The 14,901-nt window shown below is 69.3% G+C and carries 15 protein-coding genes; 12 read left to right on the forward strand and 3 right to left on the reverse strand.

The features are described 5' to 3' along the window. On the reverse strand, nt 1–466 hold a 466-nt coding region (locus tag HY68_RS43335; RefSeq protein WP_198533172.1), incomplete at its 3' end, for a hypothetical protein. Between the two features lie 365 nt (nt 467–831). On the opposite strand from HY68_RS43335, the gene HY68_RS00045 reads away from it, so the two are divergent. Together HY68_RS00045 and HY68_RS00050 are read left to right on the forward strand one after the other, a co-directional pair. Beyond that, nucleotides 832–1,182 (forward strand): PRC-barrel domain-containing protein, encoded by a 351-nt coding sequence (locus HY68_RS00045; RefSeq protein ID WP_041983140.1) that lies wholly within the window; start codon nt 832–834, stop codon nt 1,180–1,182. A gap of 127 nt (nt 1,183–1,309) precedes the next feature. Then, the gene (locus tag HY68_RS00050; RefSeq protein ID WP_041983141.1) at nt 1,310–2,347 is read left to right on the forward strand and encodes a zinc-dependent alcohol dehydrogenase family protein; all 1,038 of its coding nucleotides are present in this window, start codon (nt 1,310–1,312) and stop codon (nt 2,345–2,347) included. On the opposite strand, the gene HY68_RS00055 is transcribed toward HY68_RS00050, so the two are convergent. Beyond that, complete coding sequence (locus HY68_RS00055) at nt 2,334–3,038, reverse strand: TetR/AcrR family transcriptional regulator (protein ID WP_041983143.1); 705 nt, start codon at nt 3,036–3,038, stop codon at nt 2,334–2,336. The genes HY68_RS00050 and HY68_RS00055 overlap by 14 nt on opposite strands. A gap of 142 nt (nt 3,039–3,180) precedes the next feature. On the opposite strand from HY68_RS00055, the gene HY68_RS00060 reads away from it, so the two are divergent. After that, a complete protein-coding gene (locus HY68_RS00060) occupies nt 3,181–4,212 on the forward strand; it encodes a medium chain dehydrogenase/reductase family protein (RefSeq protein WP_041983144.1) in 1,032 nt (343 codons plus the stop codon). 78 nt (nt 4,213–4,290) lie between these two features. Continuing rightward, nucleotides 4,291–5,385 (forward strand): hypothetical protein, encoded by a 1,095-nt coding sequence (locus HY68_RS00065; RefSeq protein WP_041983145.1) that lies wholly within the window; start codon nt 4,291–4,293, stop codon nt 5,383–5,385. Between the two features lie 21 nt (nt 5,386–5,406). Here the strand turns inward: HY68_RS00065 and HY68_RS39415 are convergent, their stop codons facing one another. Continuing rightward, nucleotides 5,407–5,799, reverse strand: coding sequence for a cupin domain-containing protein (locus HY68_RS39415; RefSeq protein WP_052456964.1), 393 nt, complete (start codon nt 5,797–5,799; stop codon nt 5,407–5,409). A gap of 277 nt (nt 5,800–6,076) precedes the next feature. On the opposite strand from HY68_RS39415, the gene HY68_RS00075 reads away from it, so the two are divergent. The 8 genes from HY68_RS00075 (at nt 6,077) to HY68_RS00110 (ending at nt 14,812) form a co-directional block, all read left to right on the forward strand. Then, on the forward strand, nt 6,077–6,916 hold the full coding sequence (locus HY68_RS00075; protein WP_041983146.1) for an ABC transporter ATP-binding protein: 840 nt from the start codon (nt 6,077–6,079) through the stop codon (nt 6,914–6,916). Further along, entirely contained in the window at nt 6,888–7,724 is an 837-nt protein-coding gene (locus HY68_RS00080; protein ID WP_078863352.1) for an ABC transporter permease, read from the forward strand. The genes HY68_RS00075 and HY68_RS00080 overlap by 29 nt, the downstream gene beginning before the upstream one ends. 11 nt (nt 7,725–7,735) lie before the next feature. Further along, complete coding sequence (locus tag HY68_RS00085) at nt 7,736–8,746, forward strand: ABC transporter substrate-binding protein (RefSeq protein ID WP_157874242.1); 1,011 nt, start codon at nt 7,736–7,738, stop codon at nt 8,744–8,746. A gap of 25 nt (nt 8,747–8,771) precedes the next feature. After that, complete coding sequence (locus tag HY68_RS00090) at nt 8,772–10,229, forward strand: UbiD family decarboxylase (RefSeq protein WP_041983150.1); 1,458 nt, start codon at nt 8,772–8,774, stop codon at nt 10,227–10,229. Beyond that, entirely contained in the window at nt 10,226–10,990 is a 765-nt protein-coding gene (locus HY68_RS00095) for a GntR family transcriptional regulator (protein WP_198533173.1), read from the forward strand. Before HY68_RS00090 ends, HY68_RS00095 begins: the two co-directional genes overlap by 4 nt. A gap of 68 nt (nt 10,991–11,058) precedes the next feature. Beyond that, nucleotides 11,059–11,556, forward strand: a complete 498-nt coding sequence (locus tag HY68_RS00100) for a (2Fe-2S)-binding protein (RefSeq protein ID WP_041983152.1) — start codon at nt 11,059–11,061, stop codon at nt 11,554–11,556. After that, nucleotides 11,556–13,883 (forward strand): xanthine dehydrogenase family protein molybdopterin-binding subunit, encoded by a 2,328-nt coding sequence (locus HY68_RS00105; protein ID WP_052456965.1) that lies wholly within the window; start codon nt 11,556–11,558, stop codon nt 13,881–13,883. The genes HY68_RS00100 and HY68_RS00105 overlap by 1 nt, the downstream gene beginning before the upstream one ends. Continuing rightward, entirely contained in the window at nt 13,883–14,812 is a 930-nt protein-coding gene (locus HY68_RS00110; RefSeq protein ID WP_041983153.1) for an FAD binding domain-containing protein, read from the forward strand. The genes HY68_RS00105 and HY68_RS00110 overlap by 1 nt, the downstream gene beginning before the upstream one ends. The last annotated feature ends 89 nt before the right edge of the window (nt 14,813–14,901 follow it).

The following is a 14,901-nucleotide window of genomic DNA, read 5'->3' on the forward strand; positions in this document are numbered from 1 at the left end:
CGCCGCCGCCCGCGCTCACCGGACCCTGCGGCTTCGCGTCGCCGGCCCCGCCGCAGTTGACCTTGAACGTCTTCTGCTTGGGCACTCCGCCGGGGAAGGTCCAGCTGAGCTGGTAGGTGCCGTCGGGCAGCGCGGTGTCCGGGGTCGCGCCCTTGCCCTGCTTCAGCGCGAGCTGGCCCGTCAGCGTCGGCTTGCCTGCCGCCTTCGGGAGCGGGGAGATCGTGTAGGTGACGGACGGTACGGTCTGGAAGTTGACCGCCGAGAGGTTGAACGAGCAGACCTTGGGCGCGTCGCTCGTGTTCGCCGCCGGCACCCCTGCGGCATGGATCCGGATCACACCGCTGTCACCGGGCGCCGCCGAAGCCGGCACGGCGCCCATCAGGGACACGCCGCCCACGGCCACCGCGGCGACAAGGGCCGACCCGAGCCGCGCGCCACCGCGGTCCGCACGCACGTGGATTCTCATTCGAGGCCTCTTTCGCGTTAGAACGATTGTCATACTGGCTGACACCGGGTCACTGAATGCCCTGACGCCCCGCCAGTCCACCGCGCAACGCGGAAGCGCCCGCAGAACGACTCGATCGGCCTACACCGCCGGTGCGCCGGCGACGAGCACGCGCCGCGACGCATGACCACGGAATTCCCGGGCACACGGCGAAATCTTCTTTTGCTTTTTCTGTCTCTTTTCGGTACGGGTTTGGGTCGGCCTGAAGTCGGCCGGAAGTGATGTGTAGGGCCGGAATCGCCGGGCACGCGGTTCATCAGCAAATGCCCGCCGCGCCACGGACGCACGATTATCCGTGGCCCATAAACAAATGAGGAGCCATCTTTATGAGCAGCAACATCTGGGGTTACCAGCCGACGACCGGCCACTCCGCCGGCGCCGATCTGACCGGCTTCAAGGTCGAGGCGACCGACGGCAGCATCGGCAAGGTCGACAAGCACTCCGACGAGGTGGGCTCCTCCTACCTGGTGGTCGACACCGGCGTATGGATCTTCGGGAAGCACGTCCTGCTGCCCGCCGGCACCGTCAGCCGCATCGACACCGACGACAAGAAGGTCTTTGTCGACCGGACCAAGGACCAGATCAAGAACGCGCCCGAGTTCGACAAGGACAAGCACACCGGTGACGCGGGCTATCACGAGCAGGTCGGCGGCTACTACGGCGAGCACCGCGCCTGACGCGCGACGGTAATCCGGGGTGGGGGCCAGGGCAGTTGCCCTGGCCCCCACCCCGTGCCACCGTTGATCGTGACGGGGGCAGGCGAGTGTCGGCGGGTGGACCGACCCGCGGACCGAAAGGCAATTCATGCGAGCGACTCTTATTTACGGCGCAGGCGACATACGGGTGGAGGACGTGCCCGACCCCAAGATCCGGCAGCCCACCGACGCGGTGGTGCGCGTACTGCGCTCCTGTATCTGCGGCAGTGACCTGTGGCCCTACGGTTCCAGGCCAGCCTCCGACAAGGGCGCCAGGATCGGCCACGAATTCCTGGGCGTGGTGGAGGAGACCGGCGCCGAGGTGTCGGGGCTGAAGCGCGGCGATGTCGTGGTGGCGCCCTTCGTGTGGGCCGACAACACCTGCGACTTCTGCCAGGAAGGGCTGCAGACCTCCTGCCGGCACGGCGGCGGCTGGGGATCCGACGGCGTGGACGGCGGCCAGGGCGAGGCGGTACGGGTACCGCAGGCGCAGGGCACGCTGGTGAAGCTGCCCGTCGGCGAGGACTCCGCGCTGCTGCCGTCGCTGCTGACGCTCTCGGACGTGTTCTCCACCGGCCACCACTGCGCGGTGACCGCAGGTGTCGGACCCCGTACGACGGTGACGGTCATCGGCGACGGCGCGGTCGGTCTTTCGGCGGTGCTGGCAGCCAAACGGCTGGGCGCCGAGCGGATCATCCTCATGGGCCGGCACAAGGACCGTACGGATCTCGGCCAGGACTTCGGCGCCACCGATGTCGTCGCCGAGCGTGGCGACGAGGGCATCGAGAAGGTCCGCGAGCTGACCGGTGGTGACGGCACCCACACGGTCCTGGAGTGCGTCGGCCTGAAGCCGGCCATCGACACCGCCCTGGGCGTGGTGCGGTCCGGCGGCACCATCAGCCGCGTCGGCGCCCCGCAGTACCGGGACGTCCCGATGGACTTCCCCGTCTTCCTGCGCAACATCACCCTCACCGGCGGTGTGGCCCCGGCCCGCGCCTACATCGAGGAGCTGCTGCCCGACGTCCTGGACGGCACGGTCGAGCCGGGCCGGGTCTTCGACCGTACGGTGAGCATGGACGAGGTGCCGGACGGCTACCGGGCCATGGCCGACCGCGAGGCGCTGAAGGTGCTCGTCAACCCGGTGTGACCGCGGTCAGGCCTTCCAGTTCGGCCTCGAAGAGCAGCGCGGGGTCGAAGGTCATCCCGGCGAAGTGCCCCGCGAGTTCCAGGGACAGCACGCCGTGCAGCCGGGTCCAGAACGCCAGCGCCCGGCGTAGCGCGGCGACCGGGGCGGGGTGACCTTCGGCCCACTGCCTGTGGTCTTCGAGGTGTGTGTCGAAGGTGGTCGCCGCTCCGGTGGGCGCTTCCGTGGGCGCTCCGTCCGGGGGCGCGGATACGGACGGGGGCGACGCCGACGCCGTGTAGGCGTCGAGCAGTGCCGCCATGATCTCGGCCGCGATCCCGGTGATGTCGGCGGGCGCGTGATACCCGGGCACGGGCGTGCCGTAGACGAGGAAGTACCGCTGCGGATCGGCGAGCGCCCAGTCGCGCAGGGCGTGTGCCAGCGCGGCCACATCGGGCCCCGATGCGGCGGCGGCGCCGAAGGCGTCGGCGAGACTGCGGTACGAGTCCCTGATGAGCTCGGTCATCAGCTCGTCCCGGCCGGCGAAGTACCGGTAGAGCGCGGGTCCGCTCATGCCCATCCCCTTGGCGATGGCGTTGAGGGAGAGCGCCGACGCCCCGGCCGTGGCCATCTGCTCCCACGCGCGTTCCTTGATCTCCGCACGCACCTGCGTGCGGTAGCGCTCGCGCGGGGTCCGTGTGCCCGTCTCCGCCATGGCCTGCCACCTTCCACATCTCCCGTGTCCGCCAGCTCCAGTTAGAGGCTATCACTGGATCTATTGACTCTCACTCTCCTTCGTTATAGCTTCTAACTAACGCGAAGCACGGTAACGAATCACAGAGCATGCGGAGGTCGCCATGAGCACCGAAGGACTCGTCGAGGTCGTCCTGCCCGGCAAGGTCGAGCCGGAGGGACTGCAGATCAGGCGCGGCGCCGTCCCCTCCGCGGGCCCCGGCCAGGTCGTGGTCCGGATGGAGGCGACCGGGGTCTCCTTCGCCGAGCAGCAGATGCGCCGCGGCCGGTACTACGACCAGCCGCCGTTCCCCTTCGTGCCCGGCTACGACGTGGTCGGTACGGTGCTGACGGTCGGCCAGGGCGTCGAGCCGGGACTGGTCGGCACCCGGGTCGCCGCGCTGGTCAAGGTCGGCGGCTGGGCCAGCCATGTGGTGATCGAGGCGGCGGACGTGGTGGAGGTGCCCGAGGGGATCGGCGCCGCCGAGGCGGAGACCGTGGTGGTCAACGGCATCACCGCCTGGCAGATGCTGCACCGCAAGGCCGGCGTCCGCGCCGGGCAGACCGTCCTGGTGCACGGCGCCAACGGCGGAGTCGGCTCGGTCCTGGTGCAGCTCGCACAGGCCGCCGGTGTGAAGGTGATCGGTACGGCGTCGAAGCGCCACCACGACGCCCTGCGGGAACGGGGCGTCGTCCCCGTCGACTACCGCGCGGGGAATGTCGCGGCGCGGGTGCGCGAACTGGCCCCCGGCGGTGTGGACGCCGTCTTCGACCACGTCGGCGGCCGGAGCGTCGTCGACTCCTGGGGCCTCCTCGCGCCGGGCGGCACGCTCGTCTCGTACGGCAGCGCCTCCACCCGCGACGACACCGGCTCCAAGCAGTGGCCGGTGATCAAGCTGCTCGGCCGGGTGTGGCTGTGGAACGCGCTGCCCAACCGCCGCCGCGCCTACTTCTTCAACATCTGGGCGGGGCGGTCGCTGGGCAAGGACCGGTTCAGGGCCCGGCTGCGCGCCGACCTCACGCAGGTCTTCGCGGCGCTGAAGCGGGGTGACGTGACCGCCCAGATCGCCGCCCAACTGCCGCTGACCAGCGTCGCGGACGCCATGCGGCTGGCCGAATCGGGCACCGTCGCCGGCAAGATCGTGCTCAACCCTTAGGGTTGCCGTATGTGATGATGCAGGACGGCAACTGGCCCTGGGGAGCGCCGGTTGAGTGCGTACGAGGGGGATCTCGGGGTGGGTAAGGGTGACTCGTCCATATCGGACGAGGAGTGGGAACGTTTTCTGCGGGAGTCCGAGGCGGGGGCGCCGAGTGCGCCCGAGGAGCCGTCGGCCCGCGCCCGGATGGTGACGCGGCGGCTGCGCGAGCAGTCCGGGCAGCCGCAGGGGTGGCGGACCCATCAGCCGGCCAAGAGCCGCAAGGGCAAGGCCTGGTACGTGGTCGGGCTGCTGGTGCTGGTCGCGCTGATCGTTGTGGCGGTGGCACCTGACCGGGTCACCGGATGGTTCGGCGGCGACGACGGAGGCGGAAAAACACCGCTCGCGGCGGAGTCGGAACGGCCCAACCAGCCGCCCGCGACGCAGGCGGCGGCCCAACAGCCCACACTGCGCGAGCCGTTCAGAGGGTCACCGGCGGTGCGGTGGGCCGACGGAACGGCGGGGATCGACGTGCCGGCGGCGCGGGCCACCGGCTGGATGACCAAGAAGCAGGTGGAGCGGACGCTCGAAAAGAGCCGGGACTTCCTCGCCGCGTCCAGTCTCGATCCGGGTGTGCTGGCAGGACAGCGGCCCACGGAGGCCATCGCGCTGATCAATCCGCGTCAGCGCGATGTACGGGACTACGTGAAGGCCGCGTTCGTCACACCCACCCGCGAGAACGATCCGCTGCTGCTGTTCAGCCGTTTTCCCAAGGCGAAGATCAAGCTCGTCGGGGATGTCGTCAAGACCCGGGGCCGGATGACGTACCGGGAGGGAGAGCGCGGCGCGGTCGAGGTGACCACCGACGTCACGTACGTCTATCCGGTCACCCGCGCCGAGCAGGGCAGCGACGAGGTCGTACGCACCATCGCGCGCCGTGAGGTCGTCATGAGCTGGGACGATCCGGCGAAGGTGATCACCGAGCCGGGGACGTTCTCGCTCGTCTCCTACAAGGTGGACTCCACCAACGGCGGCTGTGACACCGTCACCGGTTACTTCGTGCCCACGTTCCGCGCGGAGCGCCCGGCCGCCGGGGAGGGCCCCGAGGTCGACCCGTACGACCGGAGCACGTCGATGGAGGAGCGTATGCGGGACGCCGACGACGGGAAGTGTGGGACCGCCACCCGGGAGTGATCCGGCCCGAAGCGCGGACGGTCAGCGGACGGGCCTTGCGAAGGGCTCGTCCAGCTGCGGCGCCGGGGCGTTGATCGCCAGGTGCACCGTCTCGGTGTCGCCCGCGTTCCAGTTGCGGTGCGGCACACCTTTGGGGAACACCACGAGGCTGCCGGGGCCCGCGTCGTACGTACGGCCGTCGACCTCGACGGTCATGGTCCCGGCCAGCACGTAGAACACCTGCTGGACGACATGGGTGTGCAGGCCCTCGGGCGAGCCGCCGCCCGGCGGTGTTCGTATGTAGTTCACCTCGACCGCGCCTGCCCCGCTGGCGCGGTCGAGGAGTTTCTGGGACAGGCGCTCGTCGGGGCCGAGCGCGGCGAAGCGCGCGAAGTCGACCTGGCGCACGTGGGCGAATCCTGGATCGTCGGTCAACGGTCTCCCTCTCGTGGTGGACCCGGCGCTCTCTCCTGGTCGACCCCATCTCGGTAAGTGTCGACACTTAATCTATCCCATCCGCGACCGCCTCAATCGGGCCGAGTCTCGCGGATCCAGCCCCCTCACCGTCGCCTACTGGGCTTCCGTCGCGATCTGAAACAGATCTGTCGTGTGGACGTCACCCTCTAGACATCGGCCGGGACGCGCGCTTGAATCAGAGTGTCGACACTTTGCGACGGGTTGCAGTGATCGGCTTCCCATCGAGGAGGTATCCGTGAATCATCCGCGTCAGAAACTGGTCGTAGAAGACCTCAAGCTCGGCCACTGGTCGCGCCGCTCCGAAGCGTTCTCCCTGGCGTGCGACGGGCTGACGTTCGATGTCGCCGAGGGCGAGTTCGTGGCGATCGTCGGACCGAGCGGCTGCGGGAAGACCACCTTCCTGACGGCGCTGGCGGGGCTGATCCCGGTCACCTCGGGCCGTCTGGAACTCAACGACCAGCAGATAGTGGGCGCCGCCCCCGACAGGTCCCTGGTCTTCCAGCAGTCGTCACTGTTCCCCTGGCGAAATGTCGTGGCGAACATCGAGTTCGGGCTCAAGGCCCAGAAGCGGCTCGACGAGGGCGGCCGGGCCAGGGTCGCCGAGCTGGTGGAGCTGGTCGGCCTCGCCGGCAAGGAGGACAAGTACCCACGGGAGCTGTCCGGCGGCATGAGCCAGCGGGTCAATCTGGCCCGCGCGCTCGCCACCGATCCTGATCTGCTGCTGCTCGACGAGCCGTTCTCGGCCCTCGACGCGCAGACCCGCGAGGTCATGCAGGAGGAGCTGACCCGGATCTGGCAGTCCGACGGGGGCCGGACCGGCAACACCGCGGTCTTCGTGACCCATGACGTGCCCGAGGCGGTGTTCCTCGCCGACCGTGTCGTGGTCTTCTCCGCGGGCCCCGCCCATCTGGTCGAGGTCGTCAAGGTCGACCTGCCGCGACCGCGCGACGCGCAGATCAAGCGGACGGCCGAATTCCAGGAGATCAGCGACTACATACTCCGGCTCGTGATGAGCCAGACCCAACCAGGTCGAAGGGCGAAAGACCATGACAGCAACGCAACTGTCGTCGGATAGGGTCCGCACCCCCATCCCGATGGTGAAGCGGCCGAGCGGGCAGGGTCCGGCGGGCCGCCACCTCAATCTCATCCTCGGCGTCATCGGCATGATCGTGGTGCTCGGCGCCTGGCAGATCTGCGCGGCGACGAAGATCGTCGATCCGAACTTCAGCAGCTCACCGGCGGGCGCCTTCACCGCGCTGGTCGACGCGGTCCGGACCGGCTCCCTCTGGGATCCGCTCGGGTCGACCCTCTCCATCGTGGCCCTCGGCATGGCCATCTCGATCGTCGTCGGCATACCGGCCGGGCTGCTGATCGGCCGGAGCAGGATCTTCTACGGGCTGACCGACCCGATCATCAGCATCATGTACTCGGTCCCCTATGTGGTGTTCCTGCCGATGCTCATCTTCTGGTTCGGCATCGGCTCCAACGCGCGGCTGGTCATCGTGGTGTGGAGCGCGCTCTTCCCACTGCTCATCAATGTGATCGCGGGTGCCCGCAACCTCGACCAGGCGCACATACAGGTCTCCCGGGTCTTCTGCGCCTCGCGGATGATGACACTGCGCTCGGTCGCCTTTCCCGCGACACTCCCCTACATACTCGCCGGCATCCGCCAGGCCGTCGGCCGCGCCCTGATCGGCGCGATCGTCGCCGAGCTGTTCATGGGGTCGGCGGGCCTCGGCTATCAAGTGCAGCTCCAGACCTCGAACTTCGAGATGGACGACGCCATGGCGTCGATCGCCGTCATCGCCGTGGTGGCCATCGTCCTGACGCGCGGCGTCGGTTATCTGGAGCGCCGTTTCACCTTCTGGTCGGGCACGGACTGATGGGGCACCGCATGCGCATCACCACACCTCTCTGCCTGTCGCTGGGCGCCGTGCTCGCCGCGAGCCTCACCGGCTGCGCGGTGACGTCGTCGGCGGCCACCCCGCCGACGAGCATGAAGATGACGATCGGCTACACGGCGATCGGCGCCGCCTACTCGGACCTGTACATCTGCGAGGACCAGGGCGTCTTCAAGAAGAACGGGCTCGACGTCAAGATCACCCTGCTCAACAGCTCCTCGCAGCTCGTTGCCGCCCTGATGAGCAACAGCGTCCAGATCGGGGTGGGCGCCACCACCTCGACCGCCGCCGGTGCCATGAATCTCAAGGGGGTGGACCTGCGGTACGTGGCTCTGCCGATCAACCGCTACTACCTGGAGATGTGGGGCAAGAAGTCCGTCACCGCGGGCGAAGGGCTCAAGGGCAAGAAGATCGGGCTCAGTTCACCGGGCTCGCTGGGGGACGCGGCCGTCGACTCGCTCGTCAAGAGCAAGGGCTGGTCGGGCGACGACGTCCAGAAGATCTTCCTGAAGTCGACCCCCGCCGAGGTGTCGGCGCTGGAGAACGGCGCGGTGGACGCGATCGTCACCCAGCCGCCGACCGGCACGAAGACCCGGAAGAAGGGCTTCAAGAAAATCATGGACTTCACCGGGCTGCCGGCAGCGGCCAACGCCTACACGGTCAAGTCCAACTATCTGGACGCGAACCAGAAAGCGGTCAGCGCGTTCACGAAGTCCGAGACCGAGTGTCTGGCCATGTTGCACAACAACAAGGATCTCGCGGTCAAAAGCATCATGAAACACAGCGGAGTCAACGACAAAGCGCTCGCCGAGTATTCGTACGACTTCTTCAACCCGCTCTGGGCCAAGGACCCGAGGGTCGATCCCGCCCTGGTCAAGGACGCGTTCGCGGCCACCGTGGCGAAAGGGGTCGGGACGATGCCGAAGGACACGTCCGAATACATCGACAACAGCTACGTCGACAAGCTGCGGAAGTCCGGCTTCATCGACTCGCTCTACCACTGAGCCGGAACCTACGGAGGTGAGTGGCATGGCATCACTTGACGACATCAACGATCTGCGCGGCTGGCTGGAGCTGGCCGAGAAGCTCGGCGAGGTCAGAACCATCACAGGTGCGCACTGGGACAAGGAGATCGGCGCCGCTTCCGAGGTGAACTACAAGCGCCCCTCACCACCTGCGCTGCTCTTCGACGACATCGTCGGCTACTCCACAGGGCAGCGTGTCCTCACCGCCTCCATGGCGAACGCCCGCAGGCTGGGAATGACCCTGCGGCTGGGCACCGACCTCGACGACCGGTCCCTGGTCGAGGCGCTGCGCACCCGGCCCGGCGAATGGGTCGCGCACGCCGCCGACTATCCCGTACGCGTGGTGGAGAGCGGTCCCGTACGGGAGAACGTGTTCACCGCCGGGAAGGCGAATCTGCTGGACTTCCCCGTCCCGAAGTGGCATGAGGGGGACGGCGGGCGGTACATCGGCACCGGCTGCGCCGTCTTCACCACCGACCCGGAGACGGGGAAGCTCAACGCGGGCGCGTACCGGATGCAGGTGCAGAACGACGGCCGGGCGGCGAGCATCAACATCGAGGCGGGCAAGCACGGCGCCGCCCATGTCCGGGAGTGGTTCGCGCGGGAGGGGCGTGCCCCCGTGACCGTCTCGCTCGGGCACGATCCGCTGCTGCTCGTCGTCGCGGGCACCGAGGTCCCCGGCGGGGTGTCCGAGCTGGAGTACGCGGGCGCGGTGCTGGGGCGCCGGATCGAGGTGATCGAGGGCGACGTCACAGGACTGCCGATCCCGGCCACCTCGGAGTTCGCCGTCGAGGGCTGGCTGTATCCGGACCGCAAGGAGCAGGAGGGTCCGTTCGGGGAGTGGACGGGCTACTACAGCGGTGGCACGGAGGCGGTGCTCACGATGGACATCGAGCGCGTCTACCACCGTGACGACCCGATCCAGCTCGGGGCCCCTCCCGGCAAACCGCCGCACGACTACTCGTACATGCGCAGTGTCATGAAGTCGGCGATGATCCAGGACGCCCTGGTCAGGACGGGGCTGCCGGGCGTCGAAGGAGTGTGGGCGCACGAGGCCGGCGGCGGGCGGCAGTTGCTGGCCGTGGCAATACACCAGCAGTACGCGGGCCACGCACGCCAGGCCGGCATCCTCACCTCGCAGCTTCCGGCCGCCGCGTACATGAACAAGTTCGTGGTCGTCGTGGACGCCGACGTGGACCCGCGCAGCCTCAACGACGTGGTGTGGGCGATGTGTACGCGTACGGACCCGGCGGCGGACATCGAGACGATGCGGCAGACCTGGGGCAGCCGGGTCGATCCACTGCGGGAGCAGGGACTGCCGCCGTTCAACACCCGCGCGGTGATCGACGCCTGCCGCCCCTACACCCGGCTGGCCGCGTTCCCGAAGGTCGCCGAGGCGAGCAGGGAACTGATCGACCAGGTGCTGAGGCGCTGGCCCGAGCAGCTGGGGGGCTCAAGGTGAGCGCGGAAACGGCGGCCCGGGCGACCATGCGGGGCAACGCTCTGGTCTTTCCCTCGCTCGGCGACACGGGCCAGCGGCTCGAACTGACCCAGATGCTCGGCCGGGGCATGAGCGGGCACAGCATCGCCGACGAGATAGCGCTGGCGGTGGCGACCGAGATAATCGAGGGCCGGCTGTCACCGGGCGACGACCTGAACTCCGTCGAGCTGGCCCGGACGTTCAACAGCAGCAGGACCCCGGTCCGTGAGGCGCTGCTCGTGCTGGAGCGGGAAGGGTTCGTGGAGATCACGGCCCGGCGCAGGCCACGGGTGGCCAGGCTGCTGCTCCGTGAGGTGCGCGAGCTGTACAGCCTGCGCGCCGAGCTGTACGCCGTGGTGAGCCGGGCCGTCGTACGGCTGGCGACGGAAGCCGATCTGGAGATGCTGCGCGGCCATCAGCGGGCGCTGGAGGCGGCCGTCGCCCATGACGACGTGGACCGGTACTTCTGGGTCAACGTCCAGTTCAGGAACACCGAGGCGGACATAGCCCGCAACGCGACACTGCGCCGGGTGCTCGACACACTCGCGCTGCGCGCCCTGCAACTGCGGCATCTCAGCCTGTCGCAGCCCGGCCGGCTCGGCCCTTCGGTCGCCGACCACGGCCGGCTGCTGAAGGCGTACGAGGACAGGGACGCGGAGCTGGCGTCCGCCCTGACCCAGTCGCTGGTGCGCAAGGGGTTCGCGGCCATAGAGCGCTCGGGATGGACCGGAGAAGAGACATGACCGGCACAGAGACAATCAACACAAGGACGAGCAGCACAGAGACGAACGGTGTGAGGAGGGGGAAGACCATGTCGGTCGCCTTGCGTTTCCGGCTCAACCACGAGGACGTGGAGATCCACGTCCAGGACCCGGCGGCGACCCTGCTCGACGTCCTGCGGACCGACCTCAATCTGACCGGCACCAAATCGGGCTGCGAGATCGGCTACTGCGGCGCCTGCACGGTCATCGTGGACGGCGCGGCCGTCCCGGCGTGTCTGCAGATGGTGGGGCTGCTCGAAGGGCGTGACGTGCGGACCGTCGAGGATCTGGGCGGTCCTGACGGACTCGACCCCGTCCAGCGGGCGTTCGTGAAGTGCTCCGGGTTCCAGTGCGGCTTCTGCACCCCGGGGCATGTGATGGCGCTGCGGGCGCTGCTCGACCAGGAGCCCGATCCGGGCGAGGAGCGGATCCGGCAGACGGTCGACGGCAACTACTGCCGCTGCACCGGCTATGCGAAGATCCTCGACTCCGCGCGCGAGGCCGTCGCCCTGGACCAGGCACACACGGCGGCAGGGGAGGCGCGCTGATGTCGACCACCACGGTCCCCGTGACCGGCCTCGATCTGGGGCACGCGGTCCTGCCACCGCTCATCGGCAGCGCCGTCGAGCGCATCGACGCCCTGGAGAAGGTGTCGGGCCGCGCCTCGTACGCCGCCGACACCCGGCTCCCCCGCATGCTGTTCGGCGCGGTGGTCCGCTCGCCGCACGCCAGTGCGCGCATCGTCTCGATCGACACCTCGGCTGCCGAGCGGCTGCCGGGTGTGCACGTGGTCATCACGGGCGCGGACACCGCGCAGGTGAAGTGGGGCGCTTTCCGGCCCGATCTGTATCCGCTGGCCGTCGACTACGTCCGGTACGTCGGGGACGACGTCGCGGCGGTCGCGGCCCGTGACATCGAGACCGCACGCAGGGCGGCCGAGCTGGTGGTCGTCGAGTACGAGGTGCTGCCCGCCGTGCTGAGTCTGGACGAGGCGCTGGCCGAGGGCGCGCCGCTGGTGCACGAGAACACCCCGGGCAATGTGGCGCACGAGTTCTCCTTCGACCGGGGCGGTGTGGAGGACTGGTTCGAGCGCAGCGACGTCATTGTCGAGGGCACCTGGCAGACGGCCCGGCAGTGGCACGCGTCGATCGAGACGATCGGCTGCACGGCCGAGTGGTCGGGCGACCGGGTCAGTCTGTGGGTCAACACCCAGACGCCGTTCCTGGCGCGCCAGCGCTACGCGACGGCGCTCGGGCTTCCCCTGCGTGCCGTACGGGTCGTGCAGACGGAGATCGGCGGCGGCTTCGGCGGCAAGTCCGGTGACGACAACGCCTCGGTGATCTGCGCGATCCTCGCCCGCAGAACAGGGCGGGCGGTGCAGCTCATGCACACCCGTGAGGACGAGTTCCTCGCCAGCCATCCGCGGATCCCGATGCGCTACAAGGTCCGGCTCGGCTTCACCTCCGACGGCCTGGTGACGGCGAAGGACATCGAGGTCACCGCCGACAACGGCGCGTACACGGGCAAGGCGCAGGCGGTGCTCGGCGCCGCGACCGTACGGCACGACGCGCTGTTCAACTACCGCGCCGTGCGGGCCCATTCGCGTCTCGTCTACACCAACCTCGTGCCGACAGGTGCCTTCCGCGGCTTCGGCAACCCGTCGGCTGACTGGGCCGTCGGCCAGGCGTGGGATCTGGCGGCCGACCGGCTCGGCATCGAGGTGCCGGACCTGTTCCTGCTCAACGCGGTGGAGACCGGCAGCGTGTCGCCGCACAACCACAAGATCACCAGTTGTGAGCTGAAGCAGTGCATCACCATGGCGGCCAAGGCGATCGACTGGGCGGGCAAGCGGGCCGCCCCGAAACCGAACCGCGGTCTCGCGATGGGTGTCAGTGTCCATGTGTCGGGCCGACGCAGCTTCGGCGACTACGACGGGAGTTCGGCGATCGTCCGGCTGGCGGAGGACGGCCGCGCTGTCGTCATCGTCGGTGAGGGCGAGATCGGCACCGGCGCCCGTACGACGCTGGCCCAGATCGCCGCCGCCGAGCTGGGTCTCGCCGTCGCCGATGTGTCGGTGACCCGCCCGGACACCGATCTCACGACACACGCGCTCGGCGCGCTGGCCAGCCGGGTGACGTATGTGGCGGGGAACGCGGTGAAGCGCGCAGCCGAGCACGCGTGCACCCAGCTGCTGGAGGCGGCGGCGAGCCAACTGGGCCGACCGGCCTCACAGTTGTGGGTCGAGGACGGTGTGGTGCACGGTCCGGCGGGGTCCGAGGGCGAGGCGCCCGTTCGCTCGCCCGTCGGCGCGGTCGTACGAGCCGCGCTGTACCGCCCGGACGGCGAGCCGATCGTCGGGGTGGGGTCGTTCGACAACCCCTCCGAATTCCCCGACCAGTCGCGGTACGGCAACGAGTCGGGTGCGTACAACTTCGCCGCCGAGGCCGCCGAGGTCGAGGTCGACCCGGACACCGGAGCGGTGACCGTCGTCGAACTGGCGGCGGCGGTGGACTGCGGGACGGTCCTGAATCCGCCGCTCGCCGAGGGCCAGGTGGAGGGCGGCATCGCGCAGGGGATCGGGATGGCGCTGACCGAGCGGTTCGACTGGGAGGCGGGCGCGCCGACCAAGCCGAACTTCAACGACTACAAACTGCCGACGGCCGGCATCATGCCGAAGCTGCACATCGAGTTCGCCGACTCCTACGAGCCGACCGGACCGTTCGGCGCGAAGGGGGTGGGCGAGATCTCCCTCGACCCGGTGCCGTCGATCATCGCGAGCGCGGTGGCCGACGCGGTGGGCGTCCGGATCCATGAACTGCCCATCACCGCCGAGAATATCTTCTGGGGCATGGAGTCAAAGGAAGGAGACCGCTGATGACTGTGCTCGACCCGAGGCTCTCCGCCGCAGAGTCGCCGCTCGCCCCTCTCACCGTGATCACCCCCACCTCCATGGACGAGGCCCTGCGTCTGCTGGCCGCTCCTGACGCGGCCGTGCTCGGCGGCGGGGTCGGCCACACCCTGCGCAGGCACGACCGCCGCCCCGCCGTCGCGACCACCCTGGTCTCGGTGGGTTCGCTGCCCGGCCTCGGCGACATCACCTGGTCGGCGGGGAGTGTCAGCATCGGCGCCGGTGTGAAACTGAGCGCCTGCGCCGCCGACCCGCGACTGGCGGCGGCCTGGCCGGTCGTCACGGAAGCCGCCGGGTCCGTCGCCACCGGCCGGATCCGCAGAATGGTCACGCTCGGCGGCAACATCGCCGCCCTGGACGACAGCCATGATCCGCCGGTGGCCCTCACCGCCGTCGGGGCCGAGCTGCTGGTGCGCGGTACCGGCGGCAGCAGGACGCTGGCGATCGGCGATCTCCGGGAGCTGCGCGCCGACGAACTGATCGAGCACGTCCGGCTGCCGCTGCCGACGGCGTCCGATGCGGTGCGTACGGGCTCCGCGTACGAGAAGTTCCTGGTCCGTGGGGTGTGGGAGTACGCGTGCGTCAACGTCGGCGCTGTCGTCGGGCTCGGCGCCGACGGCACGGCGGTCCGGCTGTCCCTGGCCGTCGGTTCGGTGACGGGCGGTCCGGTCGCCGTCGACCTGTCCGAGCTGCTCGGCGCTCCCTTCGACCAGCGGCTCGTCGCGGAGGCGGCCGGGGTCGCGGTCGCAGCGACCCGCCCGTACAGCGATGTCAGAGGGTCGGCCGCCTACAAGTCCCGGATGATCGCGGAGTTCTCGCGCCGGGCGCTGACGGCCGCCGCGCGGCGCGCCGGACAGGATCCGTCCGCCCCAGCCGTCCGAGGAGGAAACCGATGACCGGCACCGGCACATCCGCCCACAGCGTCGAGAGGATCGAGGGCGAGGCCCGGACCAGGGACGGCGAGGCCCTGTCCTTCACCCGCCAC

This window comes from Streptomyces sp. AcH 505 (assembly GCF_000818175.1).
Lineage (GTDB): Bacteria > Actinomycetota > Actinomycetes > Streptomycetales > Streptomycetaceae > Streptomyces.